The sequence below is a fragment of the Priestia sp. P1_B12_1 genome, from assembly GCF_056406695.1.
This window is the reverse complement of sequence record NZ_JBFTZR010000003.1, coordinates 591,152-611,543: the sequence shown is the minus strand read 5'-3', so window position 1 is coordinate 611,543 and position 20,392 is coordinate 591,152. Positions and strand designations below refer to the sequence as shown.

The window sequence follows — 20,392 nt, the reverse complement described above, 5'->3', positions numbered from 1 at the left end:
AACGTATTTTATACGCTAAGCTGTCAGATACCTGTGGTAAACTGTCAGAGAATAATGGTTATTTAATCATGTATGCTTTATTCTGCATAGTTTCTTCAATTATTACTTTTATAATGAAAGCAAAGGATGTGAATAAATGAATCGAATTTCTATTAAGCTCGGACTCTTATTTTTAATGTTCATTTTACTAATTGAAGCGGCTCTCTTTTTTTACTTATATAGCGGTCTTGCCAACACACGAATTTCGGAGGAATTAGAAAGTTTGCGTTTAAGAGGAAACAGCCACCGGGAAGTATTAGAGAAGCATCATGATTCGGCTACGCTTAACCATGTTGCACTGATGGAATCTGAAGCAGAAACTGATGTTGTCATAACAGATAAAACAGGAAAAATTATCAGTTCGTCTAGGCCTTTAATTCAAGGTGCAAGAAAAGCAGTAGAGAAATGGAAAGGAAAGTCTCTTACATACAAAGGTGAAATTATGCAAGGCGACTGGAAAAGCAAACCTTATATCGCCACAGCATCACCTATTAAAAAAGGCCGTCAGCAGTTTGGGACGGTTTATATGTTCAAAAACACAAATGATATTCACGAAATGATTGCGAGACTGCAGCATCATTTTTACGTAGCAGGAGCTGTTTCCATTTTATTTTCGATTGTGACTATTTTTGCTCTGTCTAAATTTATAACCGCTCCTTTAATCAAGATGAAAAAAGCAACAGAGAAGCTGAGTCAAGGGGATTTGTCTGTAAAGCTTGGTGCTCATTCAAGAGATGAACTTGGACAATTAGGAATGTCCATTCAGTCGCTAGCAAATGAGCTGCAGCGGTTACGAAAAGAGAGAAATGAATTTTTAAGCAGCATTTCACATGAACTTCAAACTCCTTTGATGTATTTAAAGGGCTATGCGGACGTAGCGAGAAGACCTTCTAATACACCGCAAGAACGTGATAAATATCTTGCCATTGTGGAAGAAGAAGCGGAAAGAATTTCACAGTTAGTCAAAGATTTGTTTCAGCTGGCGCAGCTGGATCAGCACACATTTTTTATTCAAAAACAAAAAGTAGAACTGGCTACGTATTTGCACACCATATGCGCACATTTTCATTTAGCTTTAAAAGAAAAAGAGATGGAGCTGGACATAAGCTGCCCTCAAGACCTTTACGTTTCACTAGATCCTGAAAGATTTCAGCAAGTGATTATCAATTTACTTGATAACGCAATGAACTATTCAAAAGAAGAGACTAAAATTGATTTAAGTGTAAAAAAATCAGCTGAATCATTGACAATAACTATTAAAGATCAAGGAATAGGCATTCCAGAAAAAGATCTGCCTTACGTATTTGACAAGCTGTATCGAGTGGAAAAATCCCGCTCGAGAAAAAGCGGAGGCTACGGATTAGGCTTATCAATTGTAAAGGAGATTGTAGAAGCTCATGGAGGAGAAATAACAATCACAAGCGAGACGGTAAAAGGAACGACTGTAGAGATCGTATTAAGAAAGGATGGATAGGATGGCAACTATTTTATTAGTAGATGATGAAGCAAGGATGCTGGATTTACTAGAACTTTATCTGCTGCCAAACGGATTTACATGTATAAAATTTGAAAAAGGCACAGAAGCGCTGCGCTATCTTTATGAAGGTAACAAAGCAGATTTGATGTTATTAGATATTATGATGCCAAGCGAAGATGGGTGGGAGATTTGTCAAAAAGTAAGAAAAATGTCTGATCTACCGGTCATTATGCTCACAGCTCGCAGCCAAACGTTAGATGTAGTAAAAGGATTAAATATAGGGGCAGACGACTATATTACCAAACCGTTTAGCGAAGAAGAATTGGTTGCACGCATCGGTGCGGTTCTTAGACGTTCGTTAAAGGAAAAACATGAAATCACCTACAAAGGGTTAGTATGGAGCAAGGAAAATCACGTATTACAATATAAAGATCAGCAGATTCAAGTAACGCCTAAAGAGTTTGAATTGGTGGGGTTACTTCTTCAGCATTTAAATCGTGTGTTCAGCCGGGACGACTTGCTTGTGTTAGTGTGGGGATATGAGGCTGAGGTTGGAGATCGTACTATTGACTCCCATGTACGAAATGTTCGGGATAAGCTTAGAAAAGCGGGTTTTCCTGTAGACGAATACTTGCAAACCGTATGGGGAATAGGCTATAAGTGGGTTGATGTTAGTTGAAAATGATATGAGCATAGCTATCGAAATTGGTGGAAAGATAAAGTAAGCGACCTTTTCCCTTTACATAGGGTAGGGGGGTATAGTATGATGGAGTCATGAAGGGAGGATGTTAGATGGTCGAAGCGAATCACATGAACAGTGAAGAAAAATGTTGTACGATAAATAGTGAAAGAAAAAGTCACCATTCTCCAGAAGTGAAAAAAAATCTAACGAGCCGATTAAATCGAATTGAAGGACAAATTCGAGGAATTAAAGGATTAATTGAAAAAGATACGTATTGTGACGACGTGATTACTCAAATCGCAGCTGCGCAGTCTGCTTTAAATAGTGTAAGTAAAATTTTGCTTGAAGGTCACTTGAAGCATTGCATTGTAGAACGTGTGCAAGATGGTGATGAAGAAGTAGTAGATGAATTATTAACAACCATTAAACGATTAATGAAATAAAGGAGATGCTAGAAATGGAAAACGTAACATTATCAGTACAAGGAATGTCTTGCGGTCATTGCGTCAAAGCTGTTGAAGGCGGCGTAGGCGAACTTAATGGCGTTAAAAGCGTAGAAGTAAGCTTAGAAGATGCAAAAGTAACAGTTGCATTTGATCCAAGTCAAGTAACGGTTGAAGATATTAAAGAGGCTATTGATGACCAAGGTTATGACGTAGCATAAACATCATCGCGTGCGAATACCTTCGCACGCTTGATTTAAGAAATATATATACCCCTTATAGGTATATAACAGGAGGCGAAACGTGATGAGTGACAAACAAAAAGAAGCCACCTTGCAAATTACAGGTATGACATGTGCAGCGTGTTCTAACCGAATTGAAAAAGGATTAAAAAAAATAGAAGGTGTAAAAGAAGCAAATGTGAATTTGGCTTTAGAAAGATCTACCATCATGTTTGATCCGTCTAAAACAAGTCCACAGGCCTTTGAAGAAAAAATCGAAAAGCTTGGGTACGGAGTTGTAAGTGAAAAAGCCGAATTTGCTATTACGGGCATGACGTGCGCTGCTTGTTCGACTCGTATTGAAAAAGGGTTAAACAAATTAGAAGGCGTGACAAAGGCAAGTGTTAACCTTGCTTTAGAAACGGCTTCTGTTGAATACAGCCCTTCTCAAATAGCTCCGCAAGATATAACGCAGCGAGTTGAAAAGCTTGGATACGGAGCAAAGCTAAAGTCGGAAGAAAAAGAAGAAGAGCAAAGCTACAGAGAAAAAGAACTGAGTAAACAAAAAGGAAAGTTCTGGTTTGCATTTATTTTAAGCGTACCTTTATTGTGGGCAATGGTTAGCCATTTTACGTTTACGTCGTTTATTCCTTTACCTCATATGCTAATGAATCCATGGGTTCAGCTCGCTTTAGCTACGCCTGTTCAATTCGTGGTAGGGAAGCAATTTTATGTAGGCGCATTTAAAGCTCTGCGTAACAAAAGCGCCAACATGGATGTTTTAGTAGCACTAGGTACAAGCGCAGCTTATTTCTATAGTCTATACTCTTCTCTTAAATCACTTGGGTCATCTGCTCATACGAATCAGCTTTACTATGAAACGAGTGCTATATTGATTACGCTGATTCTTTTAGGGAAATTATTTGAAGCAAATGCCAAAGGCCGTTCTTCAGAGGCAATTAAAAAGATGATGGGCTTACAGGCTAAAACGGCCGTTGTCATAAGAGACGGAGCAGAAGTTGAAATTCCAGTGGAAGAAGTCCAAAAAGGCGAAGTTGTTTTTATTAAGCCTGGTGAAAAAGTGCCTGTAGACGGAGAGATTATTGAAGGACAATCGGCCTTAGATGAGTCCATGCTGACAGGTGAAAGCGTACCGGTAGATAAAAACATTGGAGATAAAGTAATTGGAGCCACACTCAATAAAAACGGTTTTTTGAAAATAAAAGCTACAAACGTTGGCAGGGAGACGGCGCTTGCGCAAATTATTAAAGTAGTAGAAGAAGCGCAGGGTTCTAAAGCGCCTATTCAGCGACTAGCTGATTATATCTCAGGTATATTCGTGCCAATTGTAGTCGGAATTGCACTTCTTACTTTCTTTGTTTGGTATATTTGGATTGCGCCTGGCGAATTTGCACCGGCTTTAGAAAAGCTTATCGCCGTACTAGTGATTGCATGTCCATGCGCGTTAGGCTTAGCTACTCCAACTTCCATTATGGCGGGGTCAGGCCGCGCAGCAGAATATGGTATTTTGTTTAAAGGCGGAGAGCATTTAGAAGCAACGCATAAAATCGATACGATTCTTTTAGATAAAACGGGAACTGTGACAAATGGAACCCCCGAGTTAACCGATGTACGTATTGCACAAGGCTATGAAGAAAATGAGCTATTACAGTTAGTTGCATCGGCTGAGCGTTTGTCGGAGCACCCTCTCGCTCAAGCACTCGTAGCAGGTATAAAAAATAAAGGTATAGAGGTTCAAGATCCGTTATCTTTTGAAGCTATTCCAGGGTATGGAGTAAAAGCAACTGTACAAAAGCGAGAGCTGTTAGTGGGAACAAGAAAGCTTATGAACCAACATAAAGTAAATATTGATACAGCCTTAGAAGAAATGACAAATTTAGAACGAGAAGGAAAAACGGCTATGCTCGTTGCTCTTGACGGAAAATATGCCGGTATGCTTGCTGTTGCAGATACCATCAAAGCGACTTCTAAAGAAGCAGTTTCCAGGTTAAAAGAAATGGGCTTAGAAGTGATGATGATTACAGGTGATAATCGTCAAACAGCTCAGGCTATTGCGATGCAAGCGGGTATTGAGCACGTTATAGCAGAAGTGTTGCCAGAAGGCAAAGCAGAAGAAGTGAAAAAGCTTCAGCAGCAAGGTAAAAAAGTCGCCATGGTAGGAGACGGTATTAATGATGCTCCTGCACTTGCGTTAGCTGATATTGGAATGGCCATCGGAACAGGAACGGATGTAGCGATGGAAGCCGCTGATATTACGCTGATGCGAGGAGACTTGATGAGCATTGCAGATGCGATTGAAATGAGTAGAAAAACAATTTCTAATATTAAGCAAAACTTATTCTGGGCAATGGGCTATAACACGCTTGGTATTCCAATTGCAGCAGTTGGGCTGTTAGCCCCTTGGGTCGCTGGAGCCGCGATGGCCTTTAGTTCTGTGTCGGTTGTATTAAATGCACTGCGATTGCAGAGAGTGAGGCTATAATATATGAAAAAGTGGATCGTCTCAGCAATTTTGTACGTGCTCGCAGTCATAGCAGTATATGCTATGTGGGCAATATAAACTAAAAAATATTAGAGTCAACGAGTCATTCTCGGTAAAAGTGATCTAAAAACAAAGCTGCTAAAGAATATTCTTTAGCAGCTTTGTTAGGTGCAAGGAATTTTTTTTATTCAATTCATACCCTTTAAGATGAAGGTCTTCTGGATGCTTTTGCTGAGCAATTAACACATCACGTCCATCATCCATAATCCAAATGAAATAATGACGGCTAGAACCATCTTCATAGGTAATGGTCATTTTGCAATCGATGCTCCCAGCAGATTCTTCATCTAAGAGAAGTTTCATATGCTGAGCCTTTTTTATACTGTTGGTGAATGCATTCATATCTTGTTCATCGATAAATGTTTTGAGCGTTTTCATTTTAATGGACGTTACTTCTATTTTTTGTACGCTAGATGAGAGAGTGGAGTATGCGGAAGCAAAAGGGGCTCCCATCACCAAGCTAAACGCAAGTAAGAGTGAGGACAGAGCAAAGCGTATTTTTAGCATGTTTCTTTCCTCCTTTTATTTTTATACTTTTTCCTTGTGGTAAGTGATTCATACGAGGGCCTTTTTTAGGAACAGGAATTATTCGTGCCCAATTATCTTCATCTTCACAAAATCTGCACAAATTCTAGCTACAATAAAGAAAAGAAGAAGAGTAGGCAAAGGTAAGTTGTTTCTAATGATTAAATGATTTTTATTTTAAAGTTTATTATGTGGAAAAGAGGGACTGTTATGAAAAAACAGCTATTTATTCTTGGTGCATCTGTCATTATTGGACTAAGCGGATGCGGAAACGATTCTAGTCATGAAAAGCCTTCAGCTGACAAAAACGAATCTATGCACGATCACTCAGAGATGAATCACTCTAGTTCAGGAGAGGTTCCAAAAGGATTAAAAAAAGCAGAGAATCCAACATATAAAGTCGGAGATAAAACCGTTATAAAAGCAGATCATATGAAAGGCATGAACGGGGCTGAAGCAACGATTGTTGGTGCTTACGACACTACGGCCTATACCGTTTCGTATACCCCAAAGACTGGTGGAAAAAAAGTGAAAAACCATAAGTGGGTTATTCAAGAAGAAATAAAAGATGCGGGTAACGAGCAGTTAAAGGCAGGCAGCGAAGTAACGCTTGAAGCAGATCATATGAAAGGTATGAAAGGGGCAAAAGCAACGATTGATTCAGCCGAAAAAACAACGGTATACATGGTAGACTACGCACCGACTACAGGCGGAGAGAAAGTAAAAAATCACAAGTGGGTAACCGAAAGTGAACTTTCAGCCAAATAGACTATTAGCGAAAAAAGAGGCTGGTACAAAAGTATTTTAGGTAAAAAAAGGTCCGAACGATGAATCGAGATTCTTGATTGAGAATCCAACTCGTTCGGATTTTTTCGTTGTTATGGTGAACGTAGGTTTCATGTAGGTGGTGGCTTCTAGCTGTAGTTTGGATTGATTTAGTTATGGCTCAATCTCTTTTGTTTTATGTTTTATCATGAGGAATTTCTTACATGGTGGATGAAGAAAACGCATGTTTCTTTCAAAAGAAGTTGTGGTATTGAGTAGAATGCTACGGTAATAAAACGAACAAACTACTGATGAAAGGAGCTAGCTATGAGTGAACATTCAGTAAAGCGAACAGGACGTACACGATGGTTTATTTCATCTTTGTTAAGCAGTATGATTATTTTAAATTATTTTGATCGTGTAGCGGTGTCAGTGGCCGCTCCTGCAATACAAGATGCATTTCACTTAACGGGAACAGAGCTCGGAATTGTCTTTTCTATTTATACGTATTCTTATACGATCATGCAAATACCTGCGGGAAGCTTGCTTGATCGGTTCGGAGTAGCATGGGTAACAAGAGTGGGTATGGTAATTTGGAGTTTATTAACGATGTCGATGGCATTTTTGCAAGGAAAACTTCTTCTCTATATCGTCCGGTTTTTAATAGGAATAATGAGTGCTTCAGCTTTTCCAGCAGCATCAAAAGCTACATCTCTATGGTTTCCTCCAAACGAAAGAAGCTTACCAAATTCTTTGTTTGATTCAGCGGCCAAATTTTCAAATGTACTTGGCGCGCCTCTTGTAGCGTTTCTCATCACCAAATTTGATTGGCGCACAGCATTTTTATCCATTGGAATTATAAACGTGCTGTTTACGCTGCTGTTTTGGTTTTATTACGAAAAACCAGAAAAGCACAGACGCATATCAGATGATGAGTTGAAGTATATTCAAGAAAATAATTTAAATGCGAACGATGAACAAACATCAAAATTTTTACATACCTTAAAAGTATTATTTACGAATCGAAAAGTTTGGGGGCTAATGATTGGGTTTACAGGCTATGGATATACGTTTAATTTACTGTTAACTTGGCTGCCAACTTTTTTAAAAGAAAAATACGGTATGGATATCATGTCATCGGGTCTGCTTACGGCAGTACCTTGGCTAATTGCTACATTTGCTGGCATTTTAGTTGGCGGTTGGCTTGTTGATTACCTCATAAAAAAAGGATATAACAGTCAAAAAGTATATCGCACGATCATTGTTGTAGGATTATGCTTAGGGTTTGTTTTTTTAGGCTCTATTTTCACCAATAGTGTTGTAGTAGCGATGATTTGTATCTCGATTGGACTGGCAGGTATATCGGCAACGGCACCAATCGGCTGGTCAATTTCTGCTGAAATTGCGCCTGCAGGCTCTATTTCTCTTCTCAGTTCTATTGTTAATTTAGCTAATAATTTGTTTGGTGGAATTATAGCTACAGCTTTAACGGGATATCTATTGGATAAAACCGGTTCTTTTGATCTAAGCTTTATTGTAGCAGGAATTGTATTGTTGCTAGGCTTAATTTTTTATATTTATGTGCTGGAAGATATTAAACAAATTAAAATTCCAAAAAAACAAAGTACGAAGTAAAACCCCATGACTCGTTATGGGGTTTACTTTTGATTATAAATAAAGACCTTGCTTGTGCGTTTAGCGATGTGAGAAATGCTATTAAGAAGGGAAATAAGGTAAATTTGTTTGTTTAAAACATATGATAGAGACTTATTTTAAAACAGAATTGTTAGTATAGCATGTTCTTAAAAAGGTTAAGATGGTTTTTATGAAGAAATTCTGTGTCTATTTTTGTGATGTCAGCAGAAGTAGATATGAACCGCACTATAAAAAATAGAAAGGCAGAGGAACATGAATCATAAAGAAAGTGAAAACAATACTGAGTTAAATCAAAGTCATTTGTTAAAGGAGCCTCAACGTATAGAGTTATCTAAGTATCAAATTTTAAAAGCACTGATACCTGTTATTATACTTGGGATTGTCGTTTTAGTTGCCGTATTACAAAATGATGGTCTTCTTAATTGGATTTAGGCATGCAATAAAAAGAAACTGCATATAGTGTAATTCAAATCGCTTATACACAGTAGTAGAGGGAAAGAGGGAGATACATGCCAAGAGTAACCGTTTTAGGATACGGAAGTTTTGAAGTGGCAAAAGGAAAAAAGCTTGTCTTGGCACTTGAAGACAACGGTATAAATATTCTTCATCGATGCGGCGGGAAAGCTAAATGCACGACTTGCAGGGTAGAAGTGCTTGAAGGTGAATATTGTGATTTAACACACGCAGAGAAAAATGCATACTCAGAAAGTTCAATTGAAGATCACCTGCGCTTATCATGTCAAATTCGTGTAAATGAAGATATCACCGTTCGCCCAATATTAACGGTAGAGAGCTCAGGACGAGAAGCAGGACCTCGACCCGCAGAGTAGTCCTGGAATCGCAAAAAGCAGCGTGTTGAATGTTCAGCATGCTGCTTTTTTCATTTTTATTAAAAAATAACAAGAACAGCTGCGGGGAGAAAAAGCTGTTCTTGTTAAAGTAAAGTACCTACGGAATGATTCCTTTAAATTTTAGCATTCTGTAAGGGAAATAGTAAATCACTCAAAAGAGTGATTATGAAGGCTTTTTTCGAACCGTTATTTGTAAATAGGTTTAATTGGATGCTTCAATCACATCTCCATTTTTGTAAATATGATACCACCCTATGATACCACCCTATGGTACCTGATCCGCCTTGATCCATCCAGTCTTTGTTTTTTGCTACGAATCTGTAGTAAGCTTTATCGTTGTTATCTTTCCGTAAGCGGTCGTCTGTACTGAAGACAATGTTGTCACCGAGTTCTTTTTTACCGAATGTAATAGCTGTGCTGACAGGAAATTGCTTTCTTTCTACCTTGTTCTCATCTAAAGCTGACCATGTTAAGGGGCCAACAATACCATCTGGAGACAAGCTGTGATCGGTTTGAAATTCTTTTACTACGTTTTGTGTTTGCGTACCGAAAATTCCATCAACTGATGTGTTATACTTCACATCTTTTAAGCTTTGCTGTAAGTCCTTTACGTAGCTAGAGTGAGAACCTTTACGAAGCGTAGGCCTTTTTTCTGCTTTAGTTTCAATTTTTTGTGAGTAGGTATCTTTAGCAGCTGCTTCAGTAGTTGGAGTGCTGAATGCTACGCATGTTGTTACAAGGGTGAGAGTAGAAAGCATGACAAGTGTTTTTTTCGTTAACATGAAATAACCTCCTTGTTTTTAGCAACTATTTGTCGCTTTTCATGAGTTTTATAACTAATCAGTAGCTATAAAGTCAATTTATTATAGCGCAAACAGTTTTCTATTTGCTTTTATATTCCTATGATTATATAAGATAGTCATAAAAAACTAGTGAAGTAGATAAATCGTTCTATGTTTTCACTATAATTTCACTTTTCTCTGATACAGTACGGAATGAAAAATAGTAGGTGGAGTGTCTTGCATGATCATAGTGTGTTTTGCTGTATAGCGCCCATAATAAATAAACGAATGAAAAGACTGCAAAGGGTCTTAGATCTCTTTGTAGTCTCTTCATGTTCAAGAGCTCTGCATTCAAATAATAACCAGAAAGGAATTACGTGATGTCACCTCTGTATTCCCAGCATATAAGGAATCTTTTTTCGAAGCAAAAGTTTAATAAATTATCGCGTAAACAAATCTTTCTCTATATACTAGGAATTTGCTGTTTGTGTATAGCGCTAATAGTAACAAACCACAATTATTCGCTTTATAAAAAACCGATAGCGGAGGTAGTGAAGACGAATGTTGTAGAACAAAATAAATCTGCTGATTTAAATCACAACAAAGATACCGTATATTCTCAAAAAATTGTTGCTAAAATCATGAACGGAAAATATAAAGGGAAGCTTATCCATTTAGAGAATACGTACTCATACTCAGGTGCTTATGATCAAAAGTACACTGTCGGAACAGATCTTTTTGTCTCCTTAGAAAAGAATTCACAGCATGCTTTAAGCGGCACGATTGAAGGAGTGAAGCGGGACACGCAGGTTACCGCTGTCGCGGGCTTATTTATACTGATTTTGCTGGCGATTGGAAAAAAACAAGGTTTTTATTCAATCATTAGCTTATTTATTAATATTGTACTTTTAATCGGGGCCTTAAATGTATATCTAGCACTAGGGAATGTGAGCTTGCTAGCTGTATGTATTGTTGCGGTCGTTCTTTTTACAGTTATTTCTTTATTATTAGTAAGCGGTAATCAAGAAAAAACGCATGTAGCAATTATTTCAACTTTAATAGGTACGTTTGTTTCTCTATTAATTGCGTACATCGTCATGCAGCTAACAGATTCGAACGGTCTTCATTATGAAGGAATGGAGTTTGTGACGATTCCTCCTCAAAAAATATTTATGAGTGAGGTACTAATAGGATCATTAGGAGCTGTGATGGATGTAGCTATTACGATTACTTCTTCTGTTTATGAACTATATGAAAAGAATAAAGAGATAGCGCACAAAGACTTGCTAAAATCGGGCAAGGAAATTGGCGGAGACATCATGGGAGCCATGACGAATATTTTATTTTTTTCATATATAAGTGGAGCAATTCCAATGGTCCTTCTTTATTTAAAAAACGGTTCTCCTTTAGGATACACGTTTTCAATGAATTTCTCGTTAGAGTTAATCCGTGCTCTTACTGGCAGCATCGGCATTGTGCTAACGATTCCAATTACACTCTATCTTTCGATTCTTTTTATTTTTAGGAAGGGGAACAGAAAGTGAACGTTTTACTGTTGCTAGCTCTTATTTTATTTATTCTGATGAGTATTGTAGGCGGAAAAAAAGGAATTAGATCTTTCCTTGCTTTGTTCTTGAATTTTGGCGTTATTTTTCTAACCATTCTCTTTATGCTGTCTATAAAAAATACGATTATTGTTACGGTGATCGCTTGTACAATCATTAGCTGCATTAATTTATTTTATATTAATAAATTCAATCATAAAACGCTTGCTGCGTTTGTTTCAACGATTATTACCTTAGCCGTTTTAGTACTCTTTATTTTTATCATTGAACATCATGCCATGATTCAAGGGTTTGGAGAAGAACAAGAAGAAGAAATTAACGCTTTTTCACTTTACGTTGGAATTGACTTTGCTAAAATAGCCATTTGTACGATTATTATGGGAGCCATAGGAGCGATCATTGATATTTCGCTATCTATTTCATCTTCTATGAATGAATTATTTGTTCATGATCCGTCCGTAACTAAAAAAAATCTCTTCAATTCAGGACTAAAAATCGGAAGAGATATTTTAGGCACCACAACCAATACACTGTATTTTGCATTTGTAGGGGGATATTTGACGTTAATTATATGGTTTAAGAGATTGTCGTATTCGTTTGGGGATATTATCAATTCAAAAACCTTTTGTGCAGAAGTCATTTCTATCTTAAGCGGAGGCATTGGTGTAGCCATTATTATTCCAATTACTTCGTGGATTAGTGCCTCTATTTTTTTACAAAAAAGAGAAAAAGCGAACCATATGTACAAATAAAAAACAGAAAAATCATAAGAAAATGCCTATCCAACTGGTAGTCATTAATATTTGGATGGGCATTCACATTAGTTGTGGAATGTTGAAAAACAACTGATGGAGGCTGTGAGTTATAGTTGAACGAAGGATTATTCTCTATTTTTCTCACTGATAGATAATACGAAAAGGCCAGGAAGCAGAATTTACAGGAGAAGCAGCTTTTACAAGGACGGTCTCACCGTTTGCTGGAAGCAGATTTTTAAACACATAAATTCTACGTTCACCTCTTGGAGATCCAGGTCCTCTGGAGGTTTTTTGGTGTATAATATTTCGCTCATTTTTTGGATCGAGTATCCAATGTGCGTACCAAATCTGCCGTAAAAATTGTCCATTTGTACTTTGCGGACGTTCATCAAATATACAGTGATTCACTTGGCCTGTCCAATATAGATATCGCCCATTTCCTATATGCCATTCATTTTCTGACCGATATCTGATTCCTACACATTCACCAGGATAGATAATATCACGGATATTATAATGATTCTCTCTTTGACAACTAGGGTCACTATATTGTGTATAAGGTGTGACTTCTACCTTTTCCAATTGATTTTTTCTAAAATACAAATATTGCTGCGTGACTTGCCCTGTCGTTCGGTTTACGGCTCGGTGGCTAAGAAGAATACCATTATAAGTCTGTAACTTTGTGTTATCGATGCTTCTTGTAACCGTTAAGGTACCAGCATTTGAGCTTATGACGCCGCCTACTAATCTTCCATTATGAACACAGTACCCGTTTCTGCAAGAGGCACCGGCATTAGCTCGATATAGAACTCCTACGCATGTCCCACTATTAATTAAAGTCAATTATATTCACCTCGCATTCTAACTTGTTTTATAGAAACAGCTTTCGAAAGTGCTCTTCGGTTGAAATTCTTTCTATAGATCATCCGGGCCGTATCGATAGGAAGGCTGTGTTTGAATAAAGTAGCCATTTCGTACTTGAGCTATCCAGTTTTGAAATATTTCTCTCCATTCAACACGGTTAAAAAACTCATCAAGCGGTTTTGTAGAATCCCATTCAATAATAAAGAAAGGAACTACTGCTGGATTCCAAACGCCTATACTGTTGACACCTGATTCTTTGATAAGAAGTAGAGGCAGGCCTCGTTGGTAACCCATGCTTGGCTCTATTTGTAAAAACGGAGCACCTTCCCATGATGGTGGCGGAGGTGTACCACCGGGAATATTCGTCATGGTATAATTGGCAAAGACTTGCTGCATATTCACCGCAATCAATCCATAGCTAGAGAGGATCATTCGGCGAACGCTTGTAATCGTTTTATTAGGATATTGCTCCGTATCAGGCAGTGTACGAGGGAAAAGAAGAGCACGTTCAATTTCATCGATTAAACGATTAAGAAATCTTGTTTGAGTAGCATTAAGCATAGAAGGGTGGCTGAGGAATACAGGAATTTTATAAGCTCTATCGGCTGTATTTTTTAAAGGGATTTTAGGGGCAGCAGAGGGGGATACTTTATCGTCTCTAAGAGAGTAAGGCTTGTCTACATAATATTTACCATCTTGCGGATTATAATAGGAATAATGTTTTTTAATCGTAATCATCCTTTCTTATTTTTCTCTATATTTTATTCAGATAGACAAAATAAGTATGTATGTTTGTCCAAGGACATTAGGAGCATTTTTACGAGAAAACATACCTGTATTATCGTATGCTAGATTTGGCTTAAATTAGTAGGAAAAAATAACTTCTTTAAATCAAATCCTTAAACAACTACTAAATCACTTTTAGTTCACTAAAAAATTGTAAATCAGTTAGAAATCAATTATAGTAATGAAGCATTAATACATAAGCCCATTTATACATCAGCTGAAAGGGAGTAGGAGGTGTTCATTAATGAGTACAAAATCTATAGATAGTATTGAAAAGGCAGCTCAAATCTTAAAATTATTGGGAGATAAAACAAGGCTTTCGATGGTGAAATTAATAGAGAACAATGAATGTTGTGTGTGTGAGTTCGTGGATATCTATCAAGCTAGCCAACCTTCAATTAGTCAGCATTTGCGAAAATTAAGAGATGCTGAGCTTGTGAAGGAAAGAAGAAAAGGGCAATGGGTTTTTTATTCTCTTAATAAAGAAAGCCAGTACTATGAGTTTGTTCTGGGCATACTTGAATCTGTACCAAGTCAGGACGAACGTTTAAAAGAGCTGGAAAAACAAGGACTGCGTATTAGTTGTTGTGAATAATTGGAGGTTTAAAAAGTGGCATCAGTTGTACTAGCATCATTGATTTTTTTAGTAACATTAATTTTTGTTATTTGGCAGCCGAAGAATTTGTCAATCGGCTGGTCGGCTTGCGGGGGAGCTACGCTTGCTTTACTGGCAGGCGTTGTTGATTTTCAAGACGTTCTTGAGGTAACCAGCATTGTGTGGAATGCGACTCTTACGTTTATTGCTATTATTATTATTTCTTTAATTTTAGATGAGATTGGTTTCTTTGAATGGGCAGCGCTTCATATGGCTAGAGCCGCAGGAGGGAATGGCGTGCGTATGTTTGTTTACGTGTCTCTTCTTGGAGCCGTTGTAGCAGCGCTATTTGCTAATGACGGAGCAGCGTTGATTTTAACACCCATTGTATTAGCCATGGTTCGGGCATTAAAGTTCGACGATAAAATGGTTTTTCCGTTTATTATCGCAAGTGGATTTATTGCAGATACAACGTCGCTGCCCCTTGTTGTTAGTAACTTAGTAAATATCGTATCAGCCGACTTCTTTGGTATTAGCTTTTCTGAATTTGCATCACGCATGATTGTTCCAGATTTGGTTTCTCTGTTTGCAAGTATTATGGTCTTATATCTGTATTTCCGCAAAAGAATTCCTAAGAAATACAATGTAGCAGATTTGCAGAAGCCAGTGGATGCCATCAAAGATGAAAAGATGTTTAGGTTATCCGGAATTGTCTTAGTTTTGTTAGTGCTAGGCTATTTAGTTGGAGAATTCTTTAGCGTCCCTGTTTCGATTATTGCAGGTATTATTGCTATTCTGTTTTTGATGATGGCCAAAAAAAGCCGAGCGGTTCATACAAAAAAAGTGCTAAAGGGAGCTCCGTGGGCGATTGTCTTTTTCTCTATCGGCATGTATGTTGTTGTATACGGCTTGCGTAATGCTGGTTTAACAGAAATTCTGGCTGATGTGATCCAAGCAACGGCTAGTCATGGACTGTTTGCAGCAACAATTGGTATGGGATTCACTGCCGCTATTCTTTCATCGATTATGAACAATATGCCAACCGTTATGATTGATGCACTGGCAATCGATGCAACACACGCAGCTGGAACAATCAAGGAAGCGTTGATTTATGCAAACGTTATTGGATCGGATTTAGGTCCGAAAATTACCCCGATTGGTTCTTTAGCGACGCTTTTATGGCTTCATGTTCTTTCAACAAAAGGCGTGAAAATTTCATGGGGAACGTATCTTAAAACGGGTATTATCTTAACGATTCCGACATTGTTTATTACGCTTGTTGGTTTGTATATTTGGTTATTGATTATTTCATAACGCGTGCTAAAGGAGATTTGTTTTAGTCGATATGATAATGACTGTGCCAGAAAAATTCAGATGTGTATCGAAGCTGTAGAAACTAATCTACAGCTTTTTTGTTGGAAAATTATAACGGACACTGACACGCTTTTAAAATGGAATATGTATTTCTCATTGAAACTACTTTTCTCCCCATTCATACTCCAACAGCTCTTTCTATGATAAAATAATAAAACTGACTAAGTTTCACATGGAAATTTGAAATGTAAGGTGATTAAATACATGAAGTTAATTATTGCAGAAAAGCCGGATCAAGGATCGACTCTAGCTTCACAGTTTAAGCCGAAGCGTCACGACGGCTATTTAGAGATTCCACCGAATGAAGTGTTTACAGACGGAGCGTACGTGACGTGGGCAGTGGGGCATTTATGTCAGCTTGTAAGTCCGGAAGATTATAAGTCGGAGTGGAAAAAGTGGTCAATTGACACGCTGCCGATGATTCCAGACCGCTTTCAATATGAAGTGACGCGCTCAAAAGCTAAGCAGTTTCAAGTGGTAAAAAAACTGCTTAAAAAGCCGACGGTCACAGAAATTATTCACGCGGGAGATGCGGGGCGTGAAGGAGAATTGATTGTTCGTAATATCATTCAGCTCTCAGGTGTGCATAAGCCGATGAAGCGATTGTGGATTTCTTCTTTAACGCCAAAGGCCATTTATGATGGGTTTCAACAGTTAAAAGACGAAAGCGATACGCGTAACCTTTATTATGAAGCATATACAAGAGCATGTGCGGATTGGGTCGTTGGGATGAATGCTTCACGGGTGTATAGCATTTTGTTAAAAAAGCACGGCATGTCAGATGTTTTTTCAGCGGGGCGCGTGCAGACGCCAACGCTTGCTTTGATCGTAAAGCGTGAAAAGGAAATTGATAACTTTAAATCAGAGCCTTTTTGGGAAGTGCTTGCTAAGTTTGATATTGAAGGAAAGAAGTATGAAGGCAAATGGCATCAAGACGGAGAGCCGCGTCTTAAAGAAAAAGAAATGGCGTATAAAATTGCTCAGTTTTGCGAAGGAAAAGACGCGGAAGTTCATGAACTCGTCACGGAGCGAAAAGAGTTCCAGCCGCCTTTATTATTTAACTTATCATCACTTCAAGCAACGGCGAATAAAGCGTTTAAGTTTTCTCCTAAAAAGACGCTTGATGTGCTGCAAGGGCTGTATCAGAAAGGAATTGTTTCTTATCCAAGATCAGACTCAAACTACGTAACAGAAGGAGAAGCCGAAACGTTTCCTGAGATTTTAGAAAAGCTGAGTGCTTTTTCTGAATACGAACATTTATTTCCGCTTCCTTACTCTTCAGTCCTGGGAAATAAACGCTATGTAAATGCAAAAAAAGTAAGCGATCACTACGCGATTATTCCAACGGAACAAGTGAAGGACCCTAGCAAACTGTCAGGAGACGAACAGAAAATTTACGACTTAGTCGTAAGACGTCTAATTGCGGCACACTATGAAAAAGCGATTTTCGACTATACAACGATTACGACACTCGTGGAAAAGCGGGCAGCTTTTATTTCAAAAGGAAAGCAGCAAATCCAAGAAGGCTGGCGTAAAGTAATTTTTCAAAACGAGAAAGACGACGACGTTATTCTTCCAAATGTTCAAGAAGGCGAAGAAGGAAAAGTTATTAAAGTAGACGTAAAAGAAGGTAAAACACAGCCTCCAAAACGCTACACAGAAGGTCAGTTGATTACACTGATGAAGACAGCTGGCAAGCATTTGGATAATGACGAGCTGGAGAAGATTTTAGCAAAATCAGAAGGGTTAGGGACTGAAGCTACGCGTGCGGGAATCATTACAATGCTTAAAGACCGTAAATATATTGATGTGAAAAAAAACCAAGTGTTTGCGACTGATAAAGGAAAGGTATTGATTGACGCGATTGGCGATAAAATTTTAGCTTCACCAGAAATGACGGCTAAGTGGGAGCAGCGTCTAGCTGAAATTGGAGAAGGAACAGCATCGGCCGCTGCTTTTATGGAACAAACAAAAAAGCTGTCAGCTAAAATTATCGAAGACGCTGTCGAAGCAGAAAGTAAGTGGAACTTCAGCGGATACGACACTGAATCCATTCAGCGAAAAGGCAAGGGCAAAGGTAAAAGCTTTTCTTCTAAATCGTTTGGTTCGTGTAGGCTTTGCGATGGAAAAGTAGTCGATAAAGGCTCCTTTTACGGATGCTCAAACTATACAAAAACAAAATGCACGTTTACCGTATCGAAAAAGATTTTAGGTAAAACAGTTACGCAGGCTAATTTAAAAAAACTGTTGAGCGAAGGACAGACAGATTTGATTGAAGGTTTTAAAAAAGGCGATAAGACCTTTAACGCTAAGTTAGAATGGAAAGAAAACAAAGTGCAGTTTTTATTTGAAAAATAGAAGGATAAAAAGCGTTTGCTAAAGAGCAGGCGCTTTTTACATGCAAAGAAACAGGATTTCTCCAGCTTTTCTAGAAGTTCTTACATAGCTTATTTATGCAAAGGATGAGATTGATGAAACGAACGGGTAAAGGGATGATTCCGTTTTGGGATTATATTGGCATTGAAGAAACGCTGCTTGAAAAAGGATATGGGGAGTTAAAAATCACGATTCAGCCGCAGCTTCTGCAAGGAAGAGGAACGGTTCATGGAGGCGTTATTGCTACGCTTATCGACGCGGCGGTTGGTTCAGCTGTGCGGTCTTCTCTTTCTGAGGCTGAAAGTGCCAGTACAGTTGAATTAAAAGTAAATTACACAAGGCCGGGTATAGGTGAATATTTAGTTGCTAAATCCACACTGTCTCATCGCGGCAAAACGCTTGCAGTTGGAGAAGTGAAAATTGAAGACAGCAACGGTAAACTTGTTGCGCTTGGCAGTGCAACATATATGATTTTTTCAGCAGAAAAAGCTTAGGATTCTAAGCTTTTTCTGCTGAATGCAGCTGCTGGCTAATGAATGCAATGATCGTTTTATAGTAAGCTTTGGGATGAGGAGCAAATTCACTTTTATGGGCTGTACGGTGAATCGGCTCTTTTTTATTTGTTATCCCTTCAATGATCAGTTCTGTTTGATTTCCAAGCCACAGTTCGCAAAAGTGAGAAAAAGGCGCTTTTACAAGTCCTGATACTTCTTCTTGCTGCAACGTAAACGCACTAAGAGGGTGAGAGCTGTAGTATAAAAATACATGTGCAAATTCTTTGTCAATATAGTGCGGCTGAGATACTTCATATTTAAATACATCTAAAGGAAGCAATTCATCAAATGAAATGTTTATGCCGAGCTCTTCGTGAATTTCTCTTACACCGTCCACAGCGGTTTCTGTATGAAGCAAATGTCCGGCAGCTGTGATGTCAAGTGCGCCGGGGTAATCTTGTTTTTGTTCGCTTCGAATTTGAAAATAAATATAGTCTGTATCATTTTCACGGCTGACAAACCAGCAGTGAAACGCTTCGTGCCAATAGCCTTTTTCGTGAACTTCTTTGCGAGACGCTGTTCCTATGCGCTCCTGTTGGTCGTTAAATACGGTTAGCACTTCATCGTTCATTATAAACCCCCCATTTGTTTCCTACTTCTTTCTACTCTAACCTGCCAGGAAAGGTATGTAAATAATGGAAGGTGAAAATCTGCTTTGATCCATATAAATATGCACAAAATAAAAAATACATCAATTTTAGTAAAGAAGGTGCATGCGTTGAATCATTGGATGGAAGTAGTACTTCGTTCAGTGCTGATTTTACTTGGCTTGTTTTTTATTACAAAGCTGTTGGGGAAAAAACAGTTATCCAAACTTTCTTTTTTTGAATATATCGTTGGTATTACAATTGGAGATATTGCAGGAACAATTTCAATGGATGTAGATCTACAGGCGAGTCACGGGGTAGTCGCGATTTTAGTGTGGGCATCGTTTCTTATTTTTGTATCAAACGTATCGTTAAAAAGCATAAGTTTTCGAAAAGCGGTGGAAGGGACGACAACGATCCTCATTAAAGAAGGAAAAATTCTTGAGGGAAATGTAAAAAAAGAAAAATATACAGTAGATGAGCTCATGGAGCAGCTTCGGAAAAAAGACATCTTTTACGTGGAAGATGTAGCTTTTGCTATGCTCGAAACCAACGGTGAATTAAGCGTGCTGTTAAAAAAAGAAAAGCAAAACGTTACGAGAGAAGATTTATTAATAAAAGGAGAGGCGACACGATTACCTCAAACGATTATCATGGACGGAAATATAATGAAAGAAGCGGTTCATGAGCTAGGGTATAGCGTAGCATGGGTTAAAGAGCAGCTCCAAAAGAAAGGTGCTGCAGCCGATAAGGTATTTTTAGGCCAAGCAGATTCAGCAGGTCATTTGTATCTTGATTATTATGAAGACTGAAGCTGAGAGAAAAGTATTTTAGCCCAAGTGAAAAACGAACCATTAATCAACATGTTTGATTAGTGGTTCGTTTTTTGTGATTGTGAACATAGTATTATCTGTTTCGTTCCTTCTAGCAGT

Annotated in this window: 21 protein-coding genes; 16 read left to right on the top strand and 5 right to left on the bottom strand. The window is 38.1% G+C overall.

Annotated features, from left to right (window positions below; all coding sequences use genetic code 11):
• The first annotated feature begins 136 nt into the window (after positions 1-136).
• The 5 genes from AC1D0Y_RS14155 to AC1D0Y_RS14135 all read left to right on the top strand — a co-directional run bounded on the left by AC1D0Y_RS14155 (position 137) and on the right by AC1D0Y_RS14135 (position 5,365).
• The gene (locus tag AC1D0Y_RS14155) at positions 137-1,513 is read left to right on the top strand and encodes a sensor histidine kinase (protein ID WP_477707708.1); all 1,377 of its coding nucleotides are present in this window, start codon (positions 137-139) and stop codon (positions 1,511-1,513) included.
• Between the two features lies 1 nt (position 1,514).
• Positions 1,515-2,195 carry a response regulator transcription factor gene (locus tag AC1D0Y_RS14150; protein WP_477707707.1) on the top strand — a complete coding sequence of 227 codons (681 nt, stop codon included), beginning with the start codon at positions 1,515-1,517 and terminating at the stop codon, positions 2,193-2,195.
• Between the two features lie 113 nt (positions 2,196-2,308).
• A complete protein-coding gene (locus AC1D0Y_RS14145) occupies positions 2,309-2,641 on the top strand; it encodes a metal-sensitive transcriptional regulator (RefSeq protein WP_013056612.1) in 333 nt (110 codons plus the stop codon).
• A gap of 14 nt (positions 2,642-2,655) precedes the next feature.
• Positions 2,656-2,862, top strand: coding sequence for a copper chaperone CopZ (copZ, locus tag AC1D0Y_RS14140; protein ID WP_013082796.1), 207 nt, complete (start codon positions 2,656-2,658; stop codon positions 2,860-2,862).
• Between the two features lie 85 nt (positions 2,863-2,947).
• Positions 2,948-5,365: a heavy metal translocating P-type ATPase gene (locus AC1D0Y_RS14135; protein WP_060747449.1), complete on the top strand. Its 2,418-nt coding sequence runs from the start codon at positions 2,948-2,950 to the stop codon at positions 5,363-5,365.
• A 138-nt stretch (positions 5,366-5,503) separates the two neighbouring features.
• Here AC1D0Y_RS14135 and AC1D0Y_RS14130 read toward each other — a convergent pair whose 3' ends face one another.
• On the bottom strand, positions 5,504-5,932 hold the full coding sequence (locus tag AC1D0Y_RS14130) for a hypothetical protein (RefSeq protein ID WP_060747448.1): 429 nt from the start codon (positions 5,930-5,932) through the stop codon (positions 5,504-5,506).
• Positions 5,933-6,160: 228 nt separating this feature from the next.
• Between AC1D0Y_RS14130 and AC1D0Y_RS14125 the strand changes: the two genes are divergently transcribed.
• The 4 genes from AC1D0Y_RS14125 to AC1D0Y_RS14110 all read left to right on the top strand — a co-directional run bounded on the left by AC1D0Y_RS14125 (position 6,161) and on the right by AC1D0Y_RS14110 (position 9,201).
• Positions 6,161-6,718 (top strand): YdhK family protein, encoded by a 558-nt coding sequence (locus AC1D0Y_RS14125; protein ID WP_060747447.1) that lies wholly within the window; start codon positions 6,161-6,163, stop codon positions 6,716-6,718.
• Between the two features lie 324 nt (positions 6,719-7,042).
• Entirely contained in the window at positions 7,043-8,350 is a 1,308-nt protein-coding gene (locus tag AC1D0Y_RS14120; protein WP_477707706.1) for an MFS transporter, read from the top strand.
• A 273-nt stretch (positions 8,351-8,623) separates the two neighbouring features.
• A complete protein-coding gene (locus tag AC1D0Y_RS14115) occupies positions 8,624-8,803 on the top strand; it encodes a hypothetical protein (protein ID WP_013082801.1) in 180 nt (59 codons plus the stop codon).
• A 77-nt stretch (positions 8,804-8,880) separates the two neighbouring features.
• Positions 8,881-9,201 (top strand): 2Fe-2S iron-sulfur cluster-binding protein, encoded by a 321-nt coding sequence (locus tag AC1D0Y_RS14110; protein WP_028408845.1) that lies wholly within the window; start codon positions 8,881-8,883, stop codon positions 9,199-9,201.
• Positions 9,202-9,437: 236 nt separating this feature from the next.
• Here AC1D0Y_RS14110 and AC1D0Y_RS14105 read toward each other — a convergent pair whose 3' ends face one another.
• Positions 9,438-10,004, bottom strand: coding sequence for a peptidoglycan-binding domain-containing protein (locus AC1D0Y_RS14105; RefSeq protein WP_477707705.1), 567 nt, complete (start codon positions 10,002-10,004; stop codon positions 9,438-9,440).
• A 551-nt stretch (positions 10,005-10,555) separates the two neighbouring features.
• Here AC1D0Y_RS14105 and AC1D0Y_RS14100 point away from each other — a divergent pair.
• Together AC1D0Y_RS14100 and AC1D0Y_RS14095 are read left to right on the top strand one after the other, a co-directional pair.
• Positions 10,556-11,548 (top strand): YibE/F family protein, encoded by a 993-nt coding sequence (locus tag AC1D0Y_RS14100; protein ID WP_060747445.1) that lies wholly within the window; start codon positions 10,556-10,558, stop codon positions 11,546-11,548.
• Positions 11,545-12,321: a YibE/F family protein gene (locus AC1D0Y_RS14095; RefSeq protein WP_060747444.1), complete on the top strand. Its 777-nt coding sequence runs from the start codon at positions 11,545-11,547 to the stop codon at positions 12,319-12,321. Before AC1D0Y_RS14100 ends, AC1D0Y_RS14095 begins: the two co-directional genes overlap by 4 nt.
• A gap of 144 nt (positions 12,322-12,465) precedes the next feature.
• On the opposite strand, the gene AC1D0Y_RS14090 is transcribed toward AC1D0Y_RS14095, so the two are convergent.
• Positions 12,466-13,167, bottom strand: coding sequence for a hypothetical protein (locus AC1D0Y_RS14090; RefSeq protein ID WP_060747443.1), 702 nt, complete (start codon positions 13,165-13,167; stop codon positions 12,466-12,468).
• 72 nt (positions 13,168-13,239) lie between these two features.
• Positions 13,240-13,926: a hypothetical protein gene (locus tag AC1D0Y_RS14085; RefSeq protein ID WP_235593644.1), complete on the bottom strand. Its 687-nt coding sequence runs from the start codon at positions 13,924-13,926 to the stop codon at positions 13,240-13,242.
• A 292-nt stretch (positions 13,927-14,218) separates the two neighbouring features.
• Here AC1D0Y_RS14085 and AC1D0Y_RS14080 point away from each other — a divergent pair, with 292 nt between their 5' ends.
• From AC1D0Y_RS14080 to AC1D0Y_RS14065, 4 genes are all read left to right on the top strand, one after another.
• Complete coding sequence (locus tag AC1D0Y_RS14080; RefSeq protein ID WP_013056623.1) at positions 14,219-14,569, top strand: ArsR/SmtB family transcription factor; 351 nt, start codon at positions 14,219-14,221, stop codon at positions 14,567-14,569.
• A gap of 15 nt (positions 14,570-14,584) precedes the next feature.
• The gene (locus tag AC1D0Y_RS14075; protein ID WP_060747442.1) at positions 14,585-15,883 is read left to right on the top strand and encodes an arsenical efflux pump membrane protein ArsB; all 1,299 of its coding nucleotides are present in this window, start codon (positions 14,585-14,587) and stop codon (positions 15,881-15,883) included.
• 264 nt (positions 15,884-16,147) lie between these two features.
• Entirely contained in the window at positions 16,148-18,301 is a 2,154-nt protein-coding gene (locus AC1D0Y_RS14070; protein ID WP_060747441.1) for a DNA topoisomerase III, read from the top strand.
• A 113-nt stretch (positions 18,302-18,414) separates the two neighbouring features.
• A complete protein-coding gene (locus AC1D0Y_RS14065; RefSeq protein ID WP_477707704.1) occupies positions 18,415-18,813 on the top strand; it encodes a PaaI family thioesterase in 399 nt (132 codons plus the stop codon).
• Between the two features lie 4 nt (positions 18,814-18,817).
• Here AC1D0Y_RS14065 and AC1D0Y_RS14060 read toward each other — a convergent pair whose 3' ends face one another.
• Positions 18,818-19,447, bottom strand: a complete 630-nt coding sequence (locus AC1D0Y_RS14060) for an NUDIX hydrolase (RefSeq protein WP_060747439.1) — start codon at positions 19,445-19,447, stop codon at positions 18,818-18,820.
• A 135-nt stretch (positions 19,448-19,582) separates the two neighbouring features.
• Here AC1D0Y_RS14060 and AC1D0Y_RS14055 point away from each other — a divergent pair, with 135 nt between their 5' ends.
• Positions 19,583-20,272, top strand: a complete 690-nt coding sequence (locus AC1D0Y_RS14055) for a DUF421 domain-containing protein (RefSeq protein ID WP_225049775.1) — start codon at positions 19,583-19,585, stop codon at positions 20,270-20,272.
• The last annotated feature ends 120 nt before the right edge of the window (positions 20,273-20,392 follow it).